The 20872-nt window shown below is 54.7% G+C and carries 16 protein-coding genes; 10 read left to right on the top strand and 6 right to left on the bottom strand.

Features of this window, described 5'->3' with window-relative positions:
* Positions 1–17 precede the first annotated feature (17 nt).
* The 9 genes from coaE (at position 18) to CDH47_RS04930 (ending at position 10348) form a co-directional block, all read left to right on the top strand.
* On the top strand, positions 18–617 hold the full coding sequence (gene coaE, locus CDH47_RS04970) for a dephospho-CoA kinase (protein ID WP_100638780.1): 600 nt from the start codon (positions 18–20) through the stop codon (positions 615–617).
* A complete protein-coding gene (locus tag CDH47_RS04965; protein ID WP_239985567.1) occupies positions 610–1683 on the top strand; it encodes a hypothetical protein in 1074 nt (357 codons plus the stop codon). The genes coaE and CDH47_RS04965 overlap by 8 nt, the downstream gene beginning before the upstream one ends.
* 199 nt (positions 1684–1882) lie before the next feature.
* Entirely contained in the window at positions 1883–2626 is a 744-nt protein-coding gene (tsaA, locus tag CDH47_RS04960; RefSeq protein WP_100638688.1) for a tRNA (N6-threonylcarbamoyladenosine(37)-N6)-methyltransferase TrmO, read from the top strand.
* Positions 2627–2669: 43 nt separating this feature from the next.
* Entirely contained in the window at positions 2670–5042 is a 2373-nt protein-coding gene (locus CDH47_RS04955; protein ID WP_100638687.1) for a hybrid sensor histidine kinase/response regulator, read from the top strand.
* 9 nt (positions 5043–5051) lie between these two features.
* On the top strand, positions 5052–5240 hold the full coding sequence (gene yacG, locus CDH47_RS04950) for a DNA gyrase inhibitor YacG (protein ID WP_100638686.1): 189 nt from the start codon (positions 5052–5054) through the stop codon (positions 5238–5240).
* Between the two features lie 114 nt (positions 5241–5354).
* On the top strand, positions 5355–5915 hold the full coding sequence (locus CDH47_RS04945; protein ID WP_100638685.1) for a YfaZ family outer membrane protein: 561 nt from the start codon (positions 5355–5357) through the stop codon (positions 5913–5915).
* A gap of 152 nt (positions 5916–6067) precedes the next feature.
* Entirely contained in the window at positions 6068–8338 is a 2271-nt protein-coding gene (locus CDH47_RS04940) for a hypothetical protein (RefSeq protein WP_100638684.1), read from the top strand.
* A 103-nt stretch (positions 8339–8441) separates the two neighbouring features.
* Positions 8442–9392 carry a glucosaminidase domain-containing protein gene (locus CDH47_RS04935; protein WP_100638683.1) on the top strand — a complete coding sequence of 317 codons (951 nt, stop codon included), beginning with the start codon at positions 8442–8444 and terminating at the stop codon, positions 9390–9392.
* 38 nt (positions 9393–9430) lie between these two features.
* Positions 9431–10348 (top strand): acyltransferase, encoded by a 918-nt coding sequence (locus CDH47_RS04930; protein WP_100638682.1) that lies wholly within the window; start codon positions 9431–9433, stop codon positions 10346–10348.
* Between the two features lie 34 nt (positions 10349–10382).
* On the opposite strand, the gene CDH47_RS04925 is transcribed toward CDH47_RS04930, so the two are convergent.
* The 4 genes from CDH47_RS04925 to zapE all read right to left on the bottom strand — a co-directional run bounded on the left by CDH47_RS04925 (position 10383) and on the right by zapE (position 17902).
* The gene (locus CDH47_RS04925) at positions 10383–13070 is read right to left on the bottom strand and encodes a LuxR C-terminal-related transcriptional regulator (protein WP_100638681.1); all 2688 of its coding nucleotides are present in this window, start codon (positions 13068–13070) and stop codon (positions 10383–10385) included.
* Positions 13071–13234: 164 nt separating this feature from the next.
* The gene (locus CDH47_RS04920; protein ID WP_100638680.1) at positions 13235–14596 is read right to left on the bottom strand and encodes a DUF1329 domain-containing protein; all 1362 of its coding nucleotides are present in this window, start codon (positions 14594–14596) and stop codon (positions 13235–13237) included.
* 33 nt (positions 14597–14629) lie between these two features.
* Entirely contained in the window at positions 14630–16549 is a 1920-nt protein-coding gene (locus CDH47_RS04915; protein ID WP_100638679.1) for a DUF1302 domain-containing protein, read from the bottom strand.
* Between the two features lie 255 nt (positions 16550–16804).
* Positions 16805–17902: a cell division protein ZapE gene (gene zapE / locus CDH47_RS04910; RefSeq protein WP_193601577.1), complete on the bottom strand. Its 1098-nt coding sequence runs from the start codon at positions 17900–17902 to the stop codon at positions 16805–16807.
* 230 nt (positions 17903–18132) lie between these two features.
* On the opposite strand from zapE, the gene CDH47_RS04905 reads away from it, so the two are divergent.
* A complete protein-coding gene (locus CDH47_RS04905) occupies positions 18133–18561 on the top strand; it encodes a Z-ring associated ZapG family protein (RefSeq protein ID WP_100638677.1) in 429 nt (142 codons plus the stop codon).
* 269 nt (positions 18562–18830) lie between these two features.
* Here the strand turns inward: CDH47_RS04905 and CDH47_RS04900 are convergent, their stop codons facing one another.
* Together CDH47_RS04900 and hisC are read right to left on the bottom strand one after the other, a co-directional pair.
* Entirely contained in the window at positions 18831–19574 is a 744-nt protein-coding gene (locus CDH47_RS04900) for a Nif3-like dinuclear metal center hexameric protein (protein WP_100638676.1), read from the bottom strand.
* A 164-nt stretch (positions 19575–19738) separates the two neighbouring features.
* On the bottom strand, positions 19739–20794 hold the full coding sequence (gene hisC, locus CDH47_RS04895) for a histidinol-phosphate transaminase (protein ID WP_100638675.1): 1056 nt from the start codon (positions 20792–20794) through the stop codon (positions 19739–19741).
* Positions 20795–20872: the final 78 nt, after the last annotated feature.

The raw sequence follows: 20872 nt of genomic DNA, 5'->3' as shown, positions 1-20872 counted from the left end.
ACAGTTTGACTGATGACATGGTTATTTTAGGCTTAACGGGCGGTATCGGTTCCGGTAAGTCCACGGTTGCGCGGCAGTTTGGAAGCCTGGGAGTACATTGGGTGGATGCGGATGATGTGGCCCGGGAGGTGGTAGAACCGGGAACACCCGCGCTGGCGGCGATCGCTGATCACTTCGGCGCAAGCATTCTTATGGATGACGGCTCGCTGGACCGGGCCAAGTTGCGGCAGATTGTGTTCGAGCAACCGGAACAACGCACCTGGCTTGAAGGCTTGCTGCACCCGATTATTCGTGAGGAGCTGATTCGCCAGCTGCACCCGCAAGATTATGCCCTGCCCTATGTTCTGCTGGTGTCTCCCCTGCTTCTGGAAACTGACCAGAACCAGCTGGTACAGCGGGTGCTGGTGGTGGATGTGCCGGTGGAGGTTCAAGTAGAGCGCACCATGGGGCGGGATTCTAATTCCCGTGAGCAGGTTGAGCGCATCATTGCCGCGCAAATGCCCCGGGAGCAGCGGCTCGCCCGGGCGGATGCTGTTATTGATAACAACCAGCCTTTAGCTACTGTTGCGGCCGAGGTTCGCGCACTTCATAAGTCGTTCATGGTGGACTTTGGCTAAGGGGGCCTGGCTGCTGAGCCTTCCCCTGCTGTTGGCCGGTGCAAACAGCTACGGCGTGGAGCCGGTGTTTGACTTGCAAGAGCACTCTGTCGCTGAGAGTTTGCTGCCGGATAAGCTGCCCTTGTCGTTTTACACGTTTAGCCCGGAGGAGTATTGGGCGGAGCCGGTTGATTCGTACTGGCTGGATTTCAGTAACTTTATTATGCGCCAGGAGCGTTTGCAGGGGCTGAATGTTCAGGCGTTCGGGAAATGGGCAGACCGCACGCTTTCCGGCGAAGGCCATGACTTGCCTTTTAATGACAGTTATTTGCGCATTGGTTTTGCTACGGAATCTGAATACGGTGACTTGGCCCAGTTTGAGCCGGAGATCAAGTTTCGTCTGGATATTCCAACCACCAAGCGTAAGCTGCGCCTGGTGATCGAAAGTGAGAGTGATGAGCTGATTCCTTTGGAGGAGCGCCAGCGTGATCGGCAGCTCACGGAACCAAACCGCTCATCGGACACGAGCACGGGGGCTCTTCGGTATTTGTCGCAGGTTGGTGAAGCGGTAAACCTGTCAAATGATCTGGGCGCGCGATTGCACCTTCCGCCAGATGCGTTTTGGCGGGCGACGGCGGAGAGGTTCTGGAAGCTGGATGAGGATTGGGGGCTGCGGGTGCAGCAGCGGTTGTATTATTTTCATCAGGAAGGCTGGGGTGCCCGTTCTTGGGTGAATGCGGGCCGGAATATCGGGAATGGTTGGCGTTTTGGGTCGTCTTCTGAGCTTTCCTGGGTTCATAAGGATCGGAAGTTTGTGGCGTCACAGATTTTCAGTACGTGGAAGAGGTTAAATAATCGCTCTTCGATTTCGCCTCGGGTGGGGGTTCTTGGTGAGAGTCAGCCGAGTTGGCGTACTACGTCGGCGTTTGCGGATTTGACTTGGCGGTATCGGCTGCATAGTGATTGGTTGTTTGCTGAGTTGATTCCTGCGTTGACGTTTCCTCGGGAGAAGAGCTTTAAGGATCAGGGGTCGGTGCTTTTTCGTGTGGAGATGTTTTTTTCTGGCAGTATTAATCCGGACTTCTAAAACCTAAAGCCAAAATGATTACGCCTCTGGCTTTGTGCCAGGCAGGCCAGCAGGCAGGGGCTTCCGGGAACCGCTACGAGCACATCCATGTGCGCTTGGCTCCGGCCCTCCTTGGCCGGAGACATTCCCGGAAGCCCCTGCCTGCTGGCCTGCTTCTAACTTTAGTTCCGGCCCTCTAAACACATTGTGTAGCCTTTTTATGCCACGACACGATTCTATACCTGCTGAACATGCTTTAGCGCTCACCCCCATTGCGATTACTCGCTCTTGTTTTAAGGACAAGTTCGGGGTTCCGCGTCAGCCGGGGCTGACTCGGTATGCCAGAGCGGATCTGGTTATTCAGTCGCCTTATAACCGCGAAGATGCTTTCCGTGGGTTGGAAACTGCCAGTCATTTGTGGCTGATTTTTCAGTTTCACGAGGCGGTGCGGGCGGAGTGGCGGCCGGTGGTTCGGCCTCCGCGGTTGGGTGGTAATCAGAAGATGGGGGTATTTGCCAGTCGGTCTCCTTTTCGGCCGAACAGTTTGGGGCTTTCGGTGGTTCGGAATGAGGGGCTGTTGCGTAAGGAGGGGCAGTTGGTTCTGCAGGTTAGCGATCACGATTTGATTGATGGCACGCCGATTCTGGATGTGAAGCCGTATCTGCCGTTTGCAGACTCGATACCCAGTGCAGCGCTCGGTTGGGCGGAGGCTCCGCCTACTGAGCGGCTGGAGGTTGTGTTTCTTGCGGAAGCGGAGCAGCAGCTGGCGGGTTTGTCGCCGGAGGAGTATCCGGATTTGAAGCTTTTGATTGCGGATGTGGTGAGTTATGACCCCCGGCCTTCTTTTCGGCGGGGCCGTGATGAGGAGCGGGTTTATGGCGCCCATCTTTATGATTTGAATGTTCGTTTCCGGTTTGTGAATGTAGATTCACGCAAGCGTGTCGAAGTGCTGACTGTCTGTTAAACTGTCGCGAATGTTTGTGTAGTCGACACAGGGAATTTGTGCTTTGCCTTCAAAACGGTTTTTCACGCGCCTGGGTATTCGGCCGCTTGCAATGCGGTTGCTTGTGTACGTGCTGCTGTTCAGTTTTCTTGTCTCTCTGGTGGCTACCGGCGCCCAGATGGTTGGTGAGTTTGAGCGGCGAAAATCGGATTTGCAGGAAACCCAGAAGCGTGCTGCTGGCCTGGTTTCCGGGAGCATAAGTAATAATATCTGGATCATGAATTTCAGCGAGGTGGCCAACAGCCTTGATGATATGCGGGCCGTGGAGGCGATTCATTACGCCGAGGTTGTTACCTCTACCGGCGAGCAATTCTCTACAGGCAGCAATCCTGAAGGCCGGGTTATCTCGCAAACGTTTCCGCTGGTGTTCAACCGTTCTACTTACCGGGGCCCGGAAAATTTGGGCACGCTGACCATTACTTCTTCCATTGAACAGGTTTACTCAGAGCTGCGTAACGGTGCGCTGATTAATCTGCTGTTCCAGTCGATTGTGGTGATGCTGGGTACTTTGGGGCTGTTGGTGATTGTTCGCCTTACGCTTTCGCGGCATCTGGAGTCTATGGCGGATTACGCTGCGCGGCTTAATCTGGATGCGCTGGTGGACCCTCTACAACTCAAGCGCAAACCGCCCCGAACCCCGGATGAGCTTTCTGAGCTTGAGCACGCGCTTAACAAGATGCGCCTGCAGATTCTGGAAGATACCCGCTCGCTCCGGCAAACCACGATTCAGTCTCAGGGGGAGCGGGATGAGGCGATTCGTGCCAATCGTGCGAAGAACCAGTTTCTGGCCAATGTGAGCCATGAGTTACGCACACCGCTGCAGTCGGTGCTTGGCTACGCAAACCTGCTGGCTGATACACCGCTGGACCAGGAACAGCGGGAATACGTGCACACGCTTCTGAATGCGTCGGAGGGGCTTTCGTCGATCATCAACGATCTTCTTGATATTTCTAGCATGGAAGCCGAGAAGCTGATGCTTGAGATCGTTCCTTTCGACCTGCGGGAAACCCTGAACGATCTGGTGCACATGCTTGGCGGGCGTGCCCGGGAGAAGGGGCTGGCGCTGGAGCTGCGAATTGATGAAGACTTGCCTTGGGCGCTGTGTGGCGACCCGGTACGCATTCGCCAGGTGCTGCTCAACCTGGTGTCCAACGCCATCAAGTTTACGGATTCCGGGCATGTGCTGATCAGTATTGAGGTGTTGGGACGGCGGGATGAGAAGGTTCGCCTGCGCCTGGCTGTGGAAGACACGGGCATTGGTATCAACCCGGAAGATGTTCCACTGGTGTATGAGCCCTATGTTCAGCTGGGCGAGAGGTTTCAGCGCCAGCTGCCCGGTGCAGGGCTGGGGCTGACGATTTCCCGGCAGCTTGTCACTCTGATGAATGGGTCGCTGGATGTTGAAAGCCGGCCTGGCGAAGGCTCCACCTTCTGGATTGAACTCACTCTCCCCGCCGCGCCCGAGAGCACATCGAGGGTGCGGCCGGATGCGCGCATGGTTAAGGGAAAGCGGGTTCTGGTGGCGGATTCCTATGAGTTGTCCCGCAAGATTACGTTGGAGATGCTGTCGCGCCATGAGGTTCATATAGAGGCGGTAAAGTCCGCCGGGGAAGCCCTCACGTCGTTGCGCCAGGCGTTCGATGGGCAGGAACCCTTTGATGCCATTATTCTGGATGGTTTTTTGCCAGACATGGATAGCGACTTGTTATGCCGGCAGATACGAGGCAACCCGCTTTGGTCTGATATGCGTCTTCTTATTCTTTCTTCGAACCCTCAACGGGGCGATGCCGAGCATTTTCGCCAGGCCGGGGCGGATGCATTTCTCAGTAAGTCCCTGAGGGAATCCTGTCTCACGCCCATTCTGAACCAGATGTTTGAAGATTCAGCGAAGGATGAGCGGCGTTTTCTTACCCGGTTTTCCCTGCAGGCCAGTGATAGTAACGAGAAACGCCGTGAGCCTTGGTCCCACCGCATGAAGGTTCTGTTGGTAGAAGACAACCCGGTAAACCGCACGCTGACCCGCCGGCTTCTGGAGAAACTGGGGTGCGATGTGATGACGGCCAATGATGGTGAAGCGGCATCCAGCCTTTGGCAACTGCATCCCTTTGATCTCATTTTTATGGACTGCATCATGCCAAAAGTGGATGGCTTTGAAGCGACCCGGCGCCTTCGTGCCTGGGAAGCCTCCCAGAAACGTAATTCTGTGCCTGTAGTCGCGCTCACGGCCAGCGCCATGGAAGAGGATGAAGAGCGTTGCCGCCGTGCGGGCATGGATTCTTTTGTTGCCAAGCCTGTCAATATTGAAATGTTGCGGGCAGTACTGGAACAATATGCCCACGGGGCTTCGCGGCAACCGTACACTCAATTAACGATTTGAAAGGTTCACATGAACGTAGATTGCCCTACCTGCAAAAAATCCGTGGAATGGACAGAGGCGAACCCTTGGAGGCCCTTCTGCTCAGAACGCTGCAAATTGATTGATTTTGGTGCCTGGGCGAACGAGGAATACCGTGTTCCAGCAGAAACCGCCTCTCCTGATGATCTTGACCAGGGCGGCGACACAACACGCCACTGATTTTTGGCGGGCTTGGCTCTATCCTCCTGCTTACACGCTTGTAAGTTGTGGTATAGAGGGTAGCCCGTTACCATTTGCACCCAATACTCGCACTGCAATCAAGAAGGTAACAGAATGAAACTATCCCATGCTTCCGTGTTGGCTCTGTCTCTCGCTGCTGCTCCTGCGCTGGCAAGCGATGTGGATCTGAGCCTGACGAACGATTCCGTAAAGGGGCAGGTAAACTTCTTCGGAAACAACAACGATATTCAGCTGGGTGCTGGTTACACCTACCATGAAGGCAGCCGCCATATTGGTAATCTGGACTTTCACGCTCAGGGCCGCACCGCACTGGGCAACCTGCCCACAACGGCCGGTATCGGTTTGCGTGCAATCGGCTGGGATGACGATCGCCTTGATGGCGGCGCTGTGGGCCTTGGCGGCTTCGCGACTGTGAACATTCCGGATGTTCCGGGCCTGTCGTTCACCGGCGGCCTGCATTATGCCCCACGAATCCTCTCGTTTGGTGATTCAGAAGAAATGACCAGCCTGGAGCTGCGCGCCAACTATCGCGTTATCCGTAATGCGGAGTTGTTTGCCGGTTACCGTTACTTGAATACCGAGCTGGATTCGCCGTACAAGGGCGACATCAACCTGGATGAAGGTGTTCTGGTCGGTATGAAGATCTTTTTCTAAAGCTGCTCTGTAGTCTTCTACAGGCGCCCTCCTCCGGGCGCCTGTTTCGTGCCCTTCCTCACGCTTTCCCAACCGTTGCACTGTTAGACTGGAAACCGGCGTTCTCGATGTCGCCAAGCTCTCCCATACCGCTTTAACACGGGCAGTCTGATATGCGATTTATACCGGGGTTTCTTCTCTTTGTTTCCGTTGCGCTCACAACTGCCTGCGGCGGTGACTCTGCGATTGACGATACCCGAAAAAAGCCCAACTCGTTTGCCAGTGTAAAAAACCCTGCAAATGATTTTAGCCAAACCAGCACCGGCGATTCTGACAACACGGTTGGGCTTGCCTCTGATGAAATTCGCATCACCATGGAGTTGCCCGGCAGCCTGGCGCCGGATGGTGAGCTAACACGGCGCAACCTGCGCATCGTTCAGCCAGACTCAGTGCGCGCCTATAAAATAAACAACACGCTGCAGGAGGTTGGCACCGTATCTTATGCTCTCCGGCAGGATGACGAGGGCTATACGGTTATCTCCTTTGAGAACGGGCAGCCTTTATCGCCAGACGTTATCATCGAAGCTCAGTACGGCAACACCACCCTGCGCTCGTTGGCGACGGATGCTGACCGGGACATCAAAATCAATCCCTTCTCCGAGTACTTGCTGCGTAATACGCTCCCCAAGTACAGCCCAGGTGAATTTCAGCGCCTTGTAGACTGTGCAGATGAGACCCGCGAGACTCTGTGCCTTAACAAGCTGGTATGGCCTGCCTTGGCCGACCAGGTACACGATTTCGAAATCAACATTCCGACCGAGACCAGTATTGCCGGCGCCTTGGAGTTACTCGCCCAGCGGGCAGACCTGGCAAGCTATATTGCCTCAGCGGCAGGATATCCTTTGCTGGATGACCAATCCACGAGCAACATTTCTGCAAATTCCGCTGAATACAATTCGGTGTTTATGGGCCTGGAGCTGGGCCAAACGTTTCTTGAGAGCAGTCTGGCGGGATCTGGCCAGTGGGGCATCCGTATGGGGCGTGAAAAACCAACCAGCCAAACAACCTATCTCTACCCCGGATCAACCCTGTCGAGCCTTGAATTTTTGGGTATCAAGACAACCTCCCTTGCGGCACAGATTCCGTACGACCGAAAGACGCTGATCCATAAAAACACCAATGAGTTTTTCCATCGGGGCGCGGATTTCTGGACGTTGAATACCCATGAAGCTTCCCCCGGCGCAGCGACACTGGATAGTGACACCCGCTTGCTGGCCCTGCGGGCGCTTTATCAAAGCATCACCGACAGGGACAGTTCCAGGATCATTGGCTGGACACGCAACCCTTACTATCTGGATGCGTTTGTCAGCGGGCCGGGGGACGCCAATACTGGCCTGGATCGTACCCTTGGAGGCTATTTCAGCGCAGGCAAAGCCATTGAACTGAAGTCAGAGCAAGGCCGGCTTGCACGGAAAGACGAATTGGAAGCCCACTACGTGTCTGCTTTGGAACTCAACCTGATGCAGCAAAGTGGCTTTGATGCAAGCGCTTTGAATGGCAATGAGTACAACACCATCTACCTGGCTCTGAGGTTCTCAGATTCTGCTCCGCTTTCCTCTGGCCCATCTTCTTCTACCCCACCTATGCAAATTGAATCCGGCTCTGGCTGGTGGCAGATCGGTGCGGGTTCCGGTAGTAGCACCATCACTCAAACCCAAGCCTATACCACTCTGACTCGAGACAGCTCTGGTGCAGTCCTGGCGGGCGCTGCCGTCAATCACTCGGACAGCTGGACACTCAGTTCTCGCATAGCGCGGCTAAGTAGCGGCGATAAAAACATTGGCAGGCTTAATCTTGATGTGAACAATCCGGCAGGGCTCGACCAGCCGGACCTTGGCATTGGCGCCAGCGTGCCAGACGGATCTTTTATGGCTTTTAATCTGATGAATGCCGCCACTACCGCGGGCGTTATTGGCGATGGTCTGCTCGTTGCTGCTGAACAAGCTTCGGGTGCTCCTACCTCCGGTCGCTACAGGGTTCAAGGCTTTGCGCTTGGCATGATAGATGGGTTCAACAGGCTGATTCATCTGGATAACGGCACCCTGGTTCTTTTTAATGAGACTGGAGCAAGCCTTAGCAGTGCAACCTTCGAGGTTTTGCATTCTGTGAATGATGAAACGGTCTCTACGCCAAAGGCTGCACAACTGGTTGCTCCCTGGGTGCCCGGCCCGCAAGACCCCCAGCCTGTGCCGGAAGAGGATCTTCTTGTTACGCCTCTCACATACTCCTCTGATCTTGGCAAGGGCAAGGTTAGCTTCAGCGCAGGAACCCTCTCACTTGAGGGCTTTGTGACAGCGGATCAAAGCCAGTTTTTCCTGCTATACGAGGACACCATCAACGGTGAAGAGCGCCGTGGTTTGCTGATGGCAACCAAACTGCCCTGAACCCTCCGGTAACCCTGCCCGTACAACCTGTTATAATCCTGAACCTATCCGCCCGGTGTGCACGAGCTACCGGGCCCCAAAACAGGCTGTGACGAGAGGTTTTATGTTTCCTGTAACGCGCTCGCTTATGCTGGCTATTCCTATGATGGCTTTTGCCATCGCGGGTGGTCTTTACGCTCCACCCCCCGATAAAGAAAACGCCAACAGTGTGGATAGTGCCGACGGCGACAACAATACTGGCTCAGAACCCGCCCTGAGCTCGCTACCACCTCTACCCTCATGGGCCCGCGCAGATTTACCGGACTTCACCGGCTACCGGGACACCACTGAAAAGAAAGCGGCTTTTTTCTCGTTTGTATACCCTCGCATTGTGCTTGCCAACTCCCGAATTCTCATCGAACGGGACTATCTCGACAGTCTCACCCATAAAGACAGCTTGTCGAAAAAAGAGCACGCCTGGCTCGCGGCGCAAGCCAAGCGATTGCGCGTGGAGGAAGACCCCGGCACCCCTGAGCAGTTTGCGCTGCTAAGAAAGCGGCTGGATGTTATCCCGCCCTCCCTGATTCTGGCGCAGGCAGCCAACGAATCCGCCTGGGGCACCTCACGCTTTGCTCGCCGCGGTAATAATCTGTTCGGCCAGTGGTGCTTTTCCAAAGGCTGCGGCCTGGTTCCTCTGGGCCGTGCCGAGGGTGCCAGCCATGAAGTGGCGGCCTTCCCGTCGCCCTATCATTCTGTTCGGGCTTATATCCAGAATCTGAACCGACATGGCAGCTACAAGGGTTTGCGTGACACCCGCCTTGATGACCGCGAAGCGGGCAACCCACTGTCCGGGCTTTCCCTTGCCCGCGGGCTGATCAGCTATTCAGAGCGTGGAGAGGAATATGTTAATGAAATACGCTCGATGATCCGCTATAACAACCTCGAGTTTTACGACTCTGCATTCCGGAAGATTCTGAGCGATAGCAGCCCATCACGCTTGAAGAACCTGGCATCGGTGAACGCTGAGCAGGTTCTGCTTCCCGGCTACAGCAGAGAGTCATCAGCCGAGGGCTGAGCGCCGACAATCCTTCTGACAAAAAGGGACGTTTTCGAATGCTTCATTTTTTGCCTGCGCCGATAAAGGGAACTCTGGCAGCGCTACTCGTGCTGTTGAATACTCTTATACTCTTCCCGTTTCTGATATTGTTTGCCCTGCTCAAGCTGGTGCTCCCGATACCCGTTGTTCGCAAGGGTTGCACAGTGGTGCTGAATACCATTGCGCGGGTTTGGATAGGGTTCAACAACCTGGTGATGGATATTCTGCATCGTATTGAATGGGATGTGCGGGGCGCTCAGCATCTCAGCCAGCAGCACTGGTATTTTGTTACCTGCAACCATCAGAGCTGGACCGATATTCCTGCGATACAATATGTGCTCAATAGCCGGATTCCACTACTCAAGTTCTTCCTGAAAAAAGAGCTTATTTGGGTTCCGCTGCTGGGCGTAGCCTGGTGGGCGCTGGATTTTCCGTTTATGCACCGCCACACAAAAGAGCAGATTGCCAAGAACCCCGAGCTTAAAGGCAAAGATATTGCGGCCACCGAGGCGGCGTGTGAAAAGTTCCGGTATACACCGGTAACCATTTTCAATTTTATGGAAGGCACCCGCTTCACGCCTGCCAAGCACCAGCGCCAGAGCTCCCCCTATAAACACCTGCTAAAACCCCGGGCCGGGGGCACTGCCTTTGTTCTGGGCGCCATGGGCGAAATGTTGCACACCATGCTGGATGTGACCATCGTTTACCCAGGTTCCAGCCAGCAACGCATAGGCATTTGGGATTATTTTTCAGGGCGTATCGAAAAAATTATTATTGATATCAGGGTGCGGGAAATTCCATCGCAGTTTCTGGGGATGGACTACGAAAACAACCGTGAAACCCGGGTGGAATTCCAGCGTTGGGTGAGCGGGCTATGGGCTGAAAAAGACGCCCTGATCGAAGATTTGAAAAGCGAAGCTTTGCAGCGCTCCTGAGCCCTGCAACTGAAAGCTTGTTACTGCAACTCCTTTACAGCAACCCCAGCTCCCGGGCCCGCACAGTTGCCTGGGTGCGGGAGCGCACTTCCAGCTTTGCGTTTATCCGGCGTGCGTGGGTTTTAACCGTGTGCAGCGAGATGTGCAGCTTGTCTGCAATCTCCTGATTCGACAGGCCTTTGGCAATCAACTCCAGCACAACCTGCTCACGCTCACTGATAGGTTCAGCGAGTGACGCCGGCAGCACCGCTCCGGTTATGCCAAACAACTGGCCCAAGGCGTCGCGGAACGGTGTTGGTGGTAGTTGCCCATACACCTTACCCATCAGCTCGCCCAACTCCAGTTTCAACTCGGCAAACGGGCTTATGAAGTGCTCTTTTTCCGCTTCGGATACTACTGCCACGAGTATTTTCTGTGCGACCGCCAAGCCTTTATCTTCCCGGGTCAGTATGGCATCCAGCAAACGCATATGGAGTGCTGTACCCCAGGAGATCGCGTCGTCGTAACGTTTGCGCGTATTGGCAAGCGTTTCCCGGGCCCTTACCGTCTCGCCCCGGGCGAGATCCAGGCGCACATGCAGGCAATCGAGCAAACCCGGCATCATGGGGAAAAGCTCCGGCACGCAACCCGCATCTCTATATGGCTGCAGTCTGGCGAGTGCTTGCGCAACGCTATCCAACTGATTCTGGGCCAGCCAGCAGCTCGCTTTGAGGGCCTCCAGCACCGGCACATAAAGAGACTCATCTACCTGCCAGGTGTGCATGGTTCGCTCAGCCCTTCCTATCCATACAAAAGCGTCTTCCAGGCGCTCTTGTGAGCGGCACATCATTACTCGAATGGCCATTCCAAGGAGCAATCCGAGATCGCGGGCTTTTTCGGCCTGGCGGGCACAGGTTACCAGCAAGCGGTCAGCTTCCGCGTCACGCCCCTGGTGCCACAGAACAAGCACCAGGTTCAACTGAAGCCTGGTTTCGCCCATACGGGCGGGCCGGGCCTGCTCCTGTATGGCGGTATCCAGCCCGGTTCGCAGTAACTGCTCTGCATGCTTGAGTGCACCCTTGCCCAGTTCAATGCGGGCATGGGCGTACACGGCAAGCGCTTCAGAGCCCGGGTCGCCGGCTTCTCTTGCAAGCCGGGATGCAGCCCGGTTGGCTTCCCGTGCTTCCGGGAAACACCCGGAGGCACACAGCGCGCTGGCACGCACCATTTGCGTTACGAGCTGCCCCTGGGGTGACAAATCCCCTCCTGAAAGAGCGCGCTCAGCCATTTCCAGAGCCGGGAAAACCTGCCCTTCTCCCCGCAGAATAAATGCCTTAAGGGCACTGATGCGGGCGCCGTGCTCCTGATAGATTTCCCCGTCCATGCCTTCAAGCAGGGCTTTGGCCTGTTTGAACTGGCCGCCAATAGCATGAACCCAGCTGTAGACGATTCTCAATCTAGGGCTACGCTCCAGCAGCGTTGCCGGAAGACTTTTGCGTAAATGCAACAGTGAGGCGGTATCCTGCCCGAGAAGGAGCGCTTCGGATCCTTCAGAGGCGATACGGATAACCTCTTCTGTGTCTCCGGCCAGCAATGAGTATTTCAAAGCTTCGGGGATCTGGTTGCGGTAGCTGAACCAGCGGCTGGCAGCCAACATTCTGTCGGCGTATCCCGCCATCACAGGCGCTTTCAGCCATTCCGCCAATAATGGGTTAAGCCTGTACCAACGCCCCCAGCCGGGCATGATCTTTATTGGCAAGCCGCGCTCAAAGGCTTCGGATGGGAGCAGCAATCCACCAGGGATGAACGGCTCCAGTGCCAACAGTACTTCATCTGAGCAGAGCCCAACTTCCGAGATAGCCCTTAAGGACTGAACCTGTTCTTGTGCCAGGCTGCCCAGCACAGACTCTTTCAGGAATCGCTCCACGCCGGGGGATTCTGAAACCACATGCCGCTCAGAACTTTGCAAGATATCTCTTCGGTACAGCGCAAGTGGGGTTGGCCAGCCTTCCGTTAAATCGTATAGATGATCAATGGCCACACTGGTGAGCTGTTGATCGTTCAACAGACCCCGGAAAAACTCAAAGGTTTCACTGCGGCTGAACTCGAGCTTTTCAGCACCTATATGGGTGAACCGGTTTTCCAGTTCCAGGGCATGGGTTTCATAGGGCAACGCCTGCCGGGATACCATAACAACGGAAAAATGGGCGGGTATGTCTGCCACCAGCTGCTGAAGCAGGGCAATAACAGCAGGATTTGTAATCTGGTGCAGGCCATCCAGCACCAGAACCAGGCGCTGTTGTGCCGGTATTTTTTTCAGAGCCAGAAGCATTATGGCCAAGGCGTCAGGAAAGGTAGTGCTGCCCTGAAGGCTCCTTTCGAAGGATTCGGGAATATCCAACGCTACCGACAACAAACCGAGGAAGCGGGTTGGAGCGTTATCCTGGCAGTTAAGTGTTAGCCATCGCACACAATCCCCAAGGAAGCCTGCAGCCTGGACACCCATTGCGACTGCCTGGGATTTTCCATAGCCGCAAGGGGCGTTAACAAACAGTACGCCGCGAGGTGTTAATGCGTCGGAGACCAAACCTGCCAGATGGGGACGCCCCAAAGCAGTCGCAGGCACCACGGGCGCCTGCAGTCTCTGCCTGAGCAAATCCCTTACAAGTTCACCTCGTTGCAATCCGCTGTTCGCAGACTGAAACTCGTCATTGGCTGCATGGCCATCGCTGAATGATTTCAAACACTGCCCCGGATACTTCTTTAATGATATTGGGAGGTTAAACCAATTGAGGGGGCATCTGCAAAGTTTTGACGTTAAAGGTATTTATCTGGCGGCAGTTTTTTGAACGCAGTAACAAAAACGGCGGGCCAAGGCCCGCCGTTTCTGGGAGATCCAGTTTACCCTCAACGCGTACCTGCACGGCGAAGGGCCGCAGGGGTGTAATCTCTGGACTGGCGCTGAACGCCAAACTGATACGGATTGACTTCCTCGTTGGTCAGGCCGAGAACCAGGTAACGGCCAGATAGCAGGTCGTACAGGGTTTCAACGGCATACCAGGGAATGTCTTTATCATAGAACTGCATGGAGTGCGCCTCTGCCACACGCCACAGCTCACCACGGCCGTCGTAGTGATCAACTACGGTAGCCTGCCAGGAGTCCTCATCAATGAACATGTCACGCTGAGCATAGATATGGCGCTCGCCTTCCTTCAGGGTTGCGCGCACGTGCCATACACGGTGGAGTTCGTATCGGGTCAGATTCTGATTGATATGCCCTGGCTTGACGATCTGATCATAGGTCAGGTTGCGATCAACCAGCTTGTAGGAGTTGTACGGAATGTACATTTCCTTTTTGCCAACCAGCTCCCAGTTGTAGCGGTCCGGGGCGCCGTTGAACATATCGAAGTTATCTGATGTGCGCATGCCGTCGGCCGCTGTACCTGGCCCGTCGTAAGCAACCTGTGGCGCACGGCGAACACGACGCTGCCCTGCGTTGTATACCCAGGCACGACGTGGTTCGGCCACCTGGTCCAAGGTCTCATGAACCAGCAATACGTTACCGGCGAGACGGGCTGGGCCAGTGATAGCCTGCTTGAAGTAGAACAACACGTTGGGGTCTTTATCTGGAGCGTAGTCTGATAGATGCGTACGCCATGAAAATTCGTCCTGGAACTTTACAATGGAGTAGGCCCCATTGGCTGTAGGCGTTGCTTGCCCAACGTTACGCTGAACCGCACCGCCACGGTAGCGGGTCAGGTGGTTCCAGATAACCTCCAGGCCGTTCTGAGGAATCGGGAATGGCGTTGCGTTCTGGTAATTCGTCAGCCCGTTACCATCCTTGATCATTTCGGCCTTGGTCGCGTTCTCGACCGTCTCATCCATAATGGTTTGCGGATAAGCCGCTGTACGATGGGTTTCATACACCGGGAGGACATAATCCGGGTACTGCCTGATCATCGCAACCTGCCCGGGAGACAGTTTGTCGGCATATTCTGCCACGTTGCTCTGATCAATAGTAAACTTGGGCTTCTCGTTGGGGAACGGGTTTACATAAATACCGTCACCTTTATAGCCGGCCGGCGGCGTTGTAAGGCCGCCATTCCACGCAGGAATAGTATCGCCATTACCTGCTTTTTCAGCGCCCATGGGTGTCAGTGAATCACCCAGCTTGGCTGCTTCTTCGGCAGAAACTGCGCCCCAAGCCTGGCCAGCAACGAGACTCGCCGCCAGTATGCCTGTGGTCAGTAATTTCTTGCTTAGTTTCATTTAAATTACCTCGTTAAACGAATTCTTGACGGTTCAGAATGAGTAGGAAACGCTGGCACTCACGAAATCCCGGTCAGTCATCTCGTTATACGGCTTGCCACCGAAAAAGTTTGTGTAACCGATATTGCCGGTGATTCTGTTTTGATAAACGCCCTGCAGCGACAATCCGATAGCTTTGCTGCCTTCGTTGAAGGCACCGCCAGGCTGCGGGCTATAGCCTTTCACGTCATGGCTCCACGCCAACTGCGGAGAAAGGTTGATACCAGCAAAGACGTTCGGGTAATCCCAGACCAGACGTGAGCGATAGCCCCAGGAGAAGGATGTCGTAAAGCCTTCGTTGTTGCAGTAGTTGATGTTGGCATTTCCACCCAAGGCACAGAAATCAGCGCCACCGAGGCTCGCCAAGGGAATCTCACCGATACCGAAGGTGCCAGAGCGCCCGTAACGCGCCTCATCATAATCTGGCAAGTCGTGCACGTAGGTCGCACCAAACTCGGTAATGAGCGACACACGGCTTGCACCCATAATCTGATCAAAGAATTTGATCAAAGTGAACTGAGCCTGGGAAACCTTAAACCGGTCGAAGCCTTCAGACGGCTTGCCTGCAAGGTTTGCCCCCGGACCACCGGCTTCCTCAATACGCTGCGCTTCCAACTTACTCAGAACCTCTCCATTCGGTCCCCGCTGCTGGATACCACCAAAAATCAGCTCAAACGCATTCCACTGCAAGGGCACGTTCTCACGGAAGCTGTATTCTGCACCCAGCGACCAACCACCCGGGGTGGTCGTGTTGATACTGATGCCATAGAGATTAATGTTCTCCGGATACGCCATGTAGTAACTGGGGAACTGCGAGTATGGCAATGAAGGATCATTCTGCTGGCCCGGCTTCGGAGATGCCGGGTTGTTCACCAAGCCGTTAACGTAAGGCAGGCGGCTATTGTATTTGATGTAGTAGAGCCCGATTTCTGAGTCGTTCAGAGCTGGAACATACCAGCGCAGCGCTACACCGAACTGATCTTTTGAGTCGGCTTCCTGATCACCCAGACGGGGAGCAACAAAGCCTTGGGCGTAGGCCTGAGAGTCGGGCAAGGCGCCAGCCAGCAGAATCGGTCCACATCCATCGGCAGCAAAATCACTGGTTGAGAAGAATGTGCCGCAGTCATCCGGGCGAACCGGTTCCCAGTCCGTCTGGATAAAGGTTTCGACCGTCAGGTTTTCTGTGACACCGGCCGACAGGTAAAACATTTCAACTGGCAGCAAGGCGTCTTTCAGCTCGGAGCCAGGTGCACGGAAGGCAGGAACGTCAACCGGGTTGATAACGTTGATACCGCCCTGAATGAAGGTGCTCTCACCCCAGCTGACTACTTGCTTACCGTAGCGAACACTCAGGGGAACATCACCCAGATACCAATCTGTGAACACGTAGGCATCCAGAATCTCACCGCCGGAAGCGTTATCTTTCGCTTTTCTGTTCAGTTCGCGACGCTGTCCAACATCATCTACCGCGCGCGACTCATCTTTCAGCTCGAAGTCGTACCAGTAAAGGCCACGCAACAAACCACCTACGCGAGTCAGGTATTGACTATCCACCGCGTAATCAAGGAACAGTTCACTGTTGCCTTTCACGATCTTGGAGTAGGTGTCGCCCTTATCAAAGTTAAGGTTGCCGTCGTCGTAGTTGTTCGTAGACGAGCCGATGTTTGCAAAATTAGGATCTCCGCCCGCTGAAACAGGCGCATACTCCGGCCCGAGGTTACCCTGGGAAATCAGGCGTTTATCCTGATTCTGGGTACGCCAGCCGGCGCCTGCAGACAGCGTGGTGTTAAACTGCGCCTCTACATCGCCGAGATAGAATGAGTACGCAGACGCTTGGCCAGACATGCCGGCTGCCACTGCCACGGCGAGCGGTATCTTGGTCCAACGCTGCCATTGGTGTGTTTTTCTTGTCATTGGAAGGCTACTCCATTGTTGTTCTGAGTCGCTGCTCTGATTATTGGTATTCACGATGTATTGGAGGCTTCATGCACAGTGCTCGTGATGTAAGCACTATAGCTAACGCTGTCCAGTGCTTTGATCAGTCAAAAGTATGATTTTGCTCTCACTACCTGCTTACCACCCCGCTCGGCGTCGGGTTTACTCGCACGTTTTCACTATAGACAAGAATTCTGGATGCAACCACTTTGCTTTTGATGGGTTTTTGCGGTTTTAAGGCTTATGCGGCGCTTCCAGATATTCCTGGGACTGCATTTCCAGAAGGCGCGACTCAGTGCGCTCAAACTCAAAACTCAGGCGCCCGCCAGAATAGAGTTCGGTGATTGGCGCAGCGGCAGAAATAATGACCTTTACGTTACGGTCGTAGAACTCATCAATCATGTTGACAAAACGCCGGGACTGATCGTCTTTATCCCCACCAAGTACAGGTACATTGCTGACGATAATGGCGTGGAACTGGCGTGCCATTTCGATGTAGTCATTCTGGCTGCGCGGGCCGTCGCACACGTCTTTAAAGTCAAACCAGACCACATCGTCGGCATGGGCCTGCGCGGGGATCTTGCGCCCGTTGATTTCCATGGATTGGCTGTGTTTGCCGGCTTCAACCGCCAGGGCATCAAAGCTTTTACGCAAGCTGGCATCTGCTTCGTCGCCCAGTGGCGAGTAATAAAGCTCGGCCTGCTCCAGAGTGCGCAGGCGATAATCGATGCCGCCATCCACATTCACTACATCGGTATATTTGTTTACTAACGCAATAGCGGGCAGAAAACGGGCTCGCTGCAAGCCGTCTTTGTAAAGGCCATCAGGCACTATATTGGATGTACACACCAAGGTAACGCCGCGCTTGAATAATCCGCCCATGAGGGTGGCAAGGATCATGGCATCGCCGATATCAGAAACGAAAAACTCATCGAAACAGATCACGCGGGCTTCATCGGCAAACTTTTTGGCCACCAGATCCAAGGGGTTTTTTTCACCCTTCAGGCCTCTCAGTTCCTGATGAACCCTCTGCATAAAGCGATGGAAATGCACGCGCATCTTGCGGTTGAACGGCAGGGACTCAAAAAACGTGTCCATCAGGTAGGTTTTGCCACGGCCAACACCGCCCCAGAAATAAAGGCCTTTAACGGGCTCTTCCCGTCCTTTTTTCAACTTGCGCCGCAATTTGGTAACCGCTTTGCCGCGTTCGCTTTCCGCTTCCACCAGTTTATCGTAGAGTGTCTGGAGGCGCTGAACGGCATCGGCCTGGGCGGGGTCCTTATGAAACTCCGGGCGCTCAAGATCCTTTTGGTAACGCTGCCAGGGTGTCAGGTTCGTGGTTGCTGCAGTAGGCATAGAGGCTGTCATCAGGAATTCCCGGGGTGTAATCGTGGATTTTGGGCGGCGTATTATCGCGTATATACATTTTTTTCGCCATGCTGGGGGCCTGCCGGGCAATACGACGATTGGCGCACTATTCAGGCATGGGCTGATGAGGCTGCGGGCGTTATACTGACCAGCATGGGTTAGCTCACTTTTCAGGCAACAGGACGATACAGCATATGACAAACCTGATTCTGGCAGCGATTGCCGCATTAATTGTTGGCATTGTCATTGGGGCGATTATTGGTCGCTCGGGGCAAGGTTCCACGCTGCGGCAGCGCCGTGCGGAGCAGCAGGTGGAGGAAGTGCGAAACGAATACACGCGCTATCAGGCTCAGGTGAACGAGCACTTTATGGAGTCGGCTCATTTGCTGCGCCGGTTTAATGATGCGTATCGGGATGTGAATCAGCATATGGCTCGCGGGGCAAATCGGCTGTGCAATGATGAGGAGTGGATGGCTGAGTTGGCTGAGCAGACTTCCCGCAAGCGTCTTGAGGAGGTTAGCGAGGATGGTGTTGAGCCGCCGCGGGATTATGCGCCCAAGACTTCCGGGACGCTTTCTGAGGACTTTGGTTTGAAGAAGGGTGATAAGCCGGCTGAGGCCTGAGTTTCCGGAGTACGATTAGCAGGACTGATAGTGTGGTGCTGTGAGTGGCGTGGGGTACAGCTTCCCAAAACACGCTCCTTGCGGCACATCCATGTGACGCTTGGGCTCCGCCATCCATGGCTCCGCACAGTTTTGGGAAGCTGTCCCCCACCCCTCTCAACCCAACTTTTGTGCTAGTCGCTTTAGATACCTTCTGACTGACGATCCCTGTTTGAATATTTCTGCATCACAGAATTAGCCTAAAACACCACCAACATTTGTGTGGCTGTTCAGACGGGGTTATCACAGTCGATGAAACGGTGCTTGAGTCCGAACTCTTTTTCTAGCGCCTCTCCCAGTGCTTTTACGCCGTATCGTTCTGTCGCATGGTGGCCGGCTGCATAATAGTGAATGCCGCACTCTCTCGCTGTGTGTGTGGTCGGCTCAGAGATTTCGCCGCTGATGTAGGCGTCCAGGCCGGCGTCGATGGCTGTGTTGATGAATCCTTGTGCCGCACCGGTGCACCAACCTACCCTTTTGATTTCTGCCCTGCCGTTGCCGACTCTCAGGGGGTCGCGGTGGAGTGCCCGGGCAATTTGCAGCCCGAACTTTTCGGGGGTTAGCGGTTCTTTAAGCTCACCTTCCCAGACCAGGCCATTTAGCGGCCTTGGGTTTTCGATACCGAGGATGCCTGCCAACTGGCGGTTGTTGCCGTATTCCGGGTGGTCATCCAGTGGCAGGTGGTAAGCGAGCAGGTTGATGTCGTTATCCAGCAGGCGCTTTAGACGTTCGCGCTTCATGCCCCGGATTGTTTGATCCTCACCTTTCCAGAAATAGCCATGATGAACGATCAACATATCGGCGTTGGCTACAATGGCTGCTTCTATGAGGTCCTGAGAGGCAGTTACGCCGGTGACTATGGTCGATATGTCAGTTTTGCCTTCGACTTGCAGGCCGTTAGGGCAGTAATCCTGAAACTCACTTGGGGTTAGCCATTCGTTGATCTTAGCAATAACGCTATCACGCGCAGTCATGTTTATCTCCCGTTCGCTATATCACCAAGTTTCGATGAGTAGGGCACGAAGGGGCTTCCGGGAATGTCGTAGGCCAAGGACGGCCGGAGACAAGCGCACATGGATGTGCTCGTAGCGGTTCCCGGAAGCCCCTTCGTGCCCTGCTCTTTGCACAATACCACAGGCTAGGAGCAGGGCCGGAGGCCGGAGATCAGGGCGTCGTTTTGCTCTGGGGTGCCAATGGTGATTCGCAAAAAATCACTGATTCTGGGCTTATTGAAATGACGAACAATAATCCCCTTCTCTCGCAGTGCTTTTGCCAGGCTTTCACCGGATTTTTCTTTGTGCCGGGCAAATACGAAGTTCGCTTTCGACGGCAGCACTTCAAACCCCAGGCTCTCCAGGCTTTCGGTTACGCGTTCACGCTCAGACATAACCCCTTCACAGCACTTCTCAAACCATGCCTGGTCTTCATAGGCAGCCTTCGCACCAGCCAAGGCCAGCCTGTCTAAAGGATAGCTGTTGAAGCTGTTTTTAACGCGAGTCAGCGCTTCAACCAGATCCGGGTGGCCAATAGCAAACCCAACTCGTAAACCAGCCAGCGAGCGGGCTTTGGATAGTGTCTGGCAGACCAGCAGGTTTGGGTACTTGTCCACAAGGGCAATGGCAGTTTCACCACCGAAGTCGATGTAAGCTTCGTCAACGACAACCACACGCTCCGGGTTGGCCTGCAAGATGGCCTCTACGTGTTCCAGTCCAAGGTAACGGCCGGTGGGCGCGTTGGGGTTGGGGAAGATGATTCCGCCGTTAGGCTGTTTGTAGTCTTCGGGGTTGATTTCGAAGTTGTCTGTGAGGGGTACTGTTTTGCCTTCGATGTTGTAGAGGCCGCAATACACTGGGTAGAAGCTGTAGGTGACATCCGGGAAGAGGATGGGTTCGCCGTGTTGGAACAGGGCGCAAAACAGGTGCGCAAGGACTTCATCGGAGCCGTTGCCGAGGAATACTTGTTCGGGTTTTACGTTGTGGTAAGCGGCGATGGTTTGGCGCAGGCTCTCGCCTTCGGGATCGGGGTAGAGGCGGAGGTTGTCGTTGAGTTCGGCCTGGATGGCTTCGATTACCTTTGGCGACGGGCCGAAGGGGTTTTCGTTGGTGTTCAGTTTTACCAGGTTAGCCATTTTTGGTTGTTCGCCAGGCACATATGGCTCCAGGCTTTTGACCAGCGGGCTCCAAAATTTACTCATTCTCTCTTGCTCCGAGGAGACGGCAATTGGGGTGGGGTGTCTTCCGGGAACCGCTACGAGCACATCCTTGTGCGCTTG

Source organism: Marinobacter salexigens (genome assembly GCF_002806945.1).
Lineage (GTDB): Bacteria > Pseudomonadota > Gammaproteobacteria > Pseudomonadales > Oleiphilaceae > Marinobacter > Marinobacter salexigens.
Note: the sequence above shows the minus strand (reverse complement) of the source record. Positions and strands in the feature narration are given on the sequence as shown.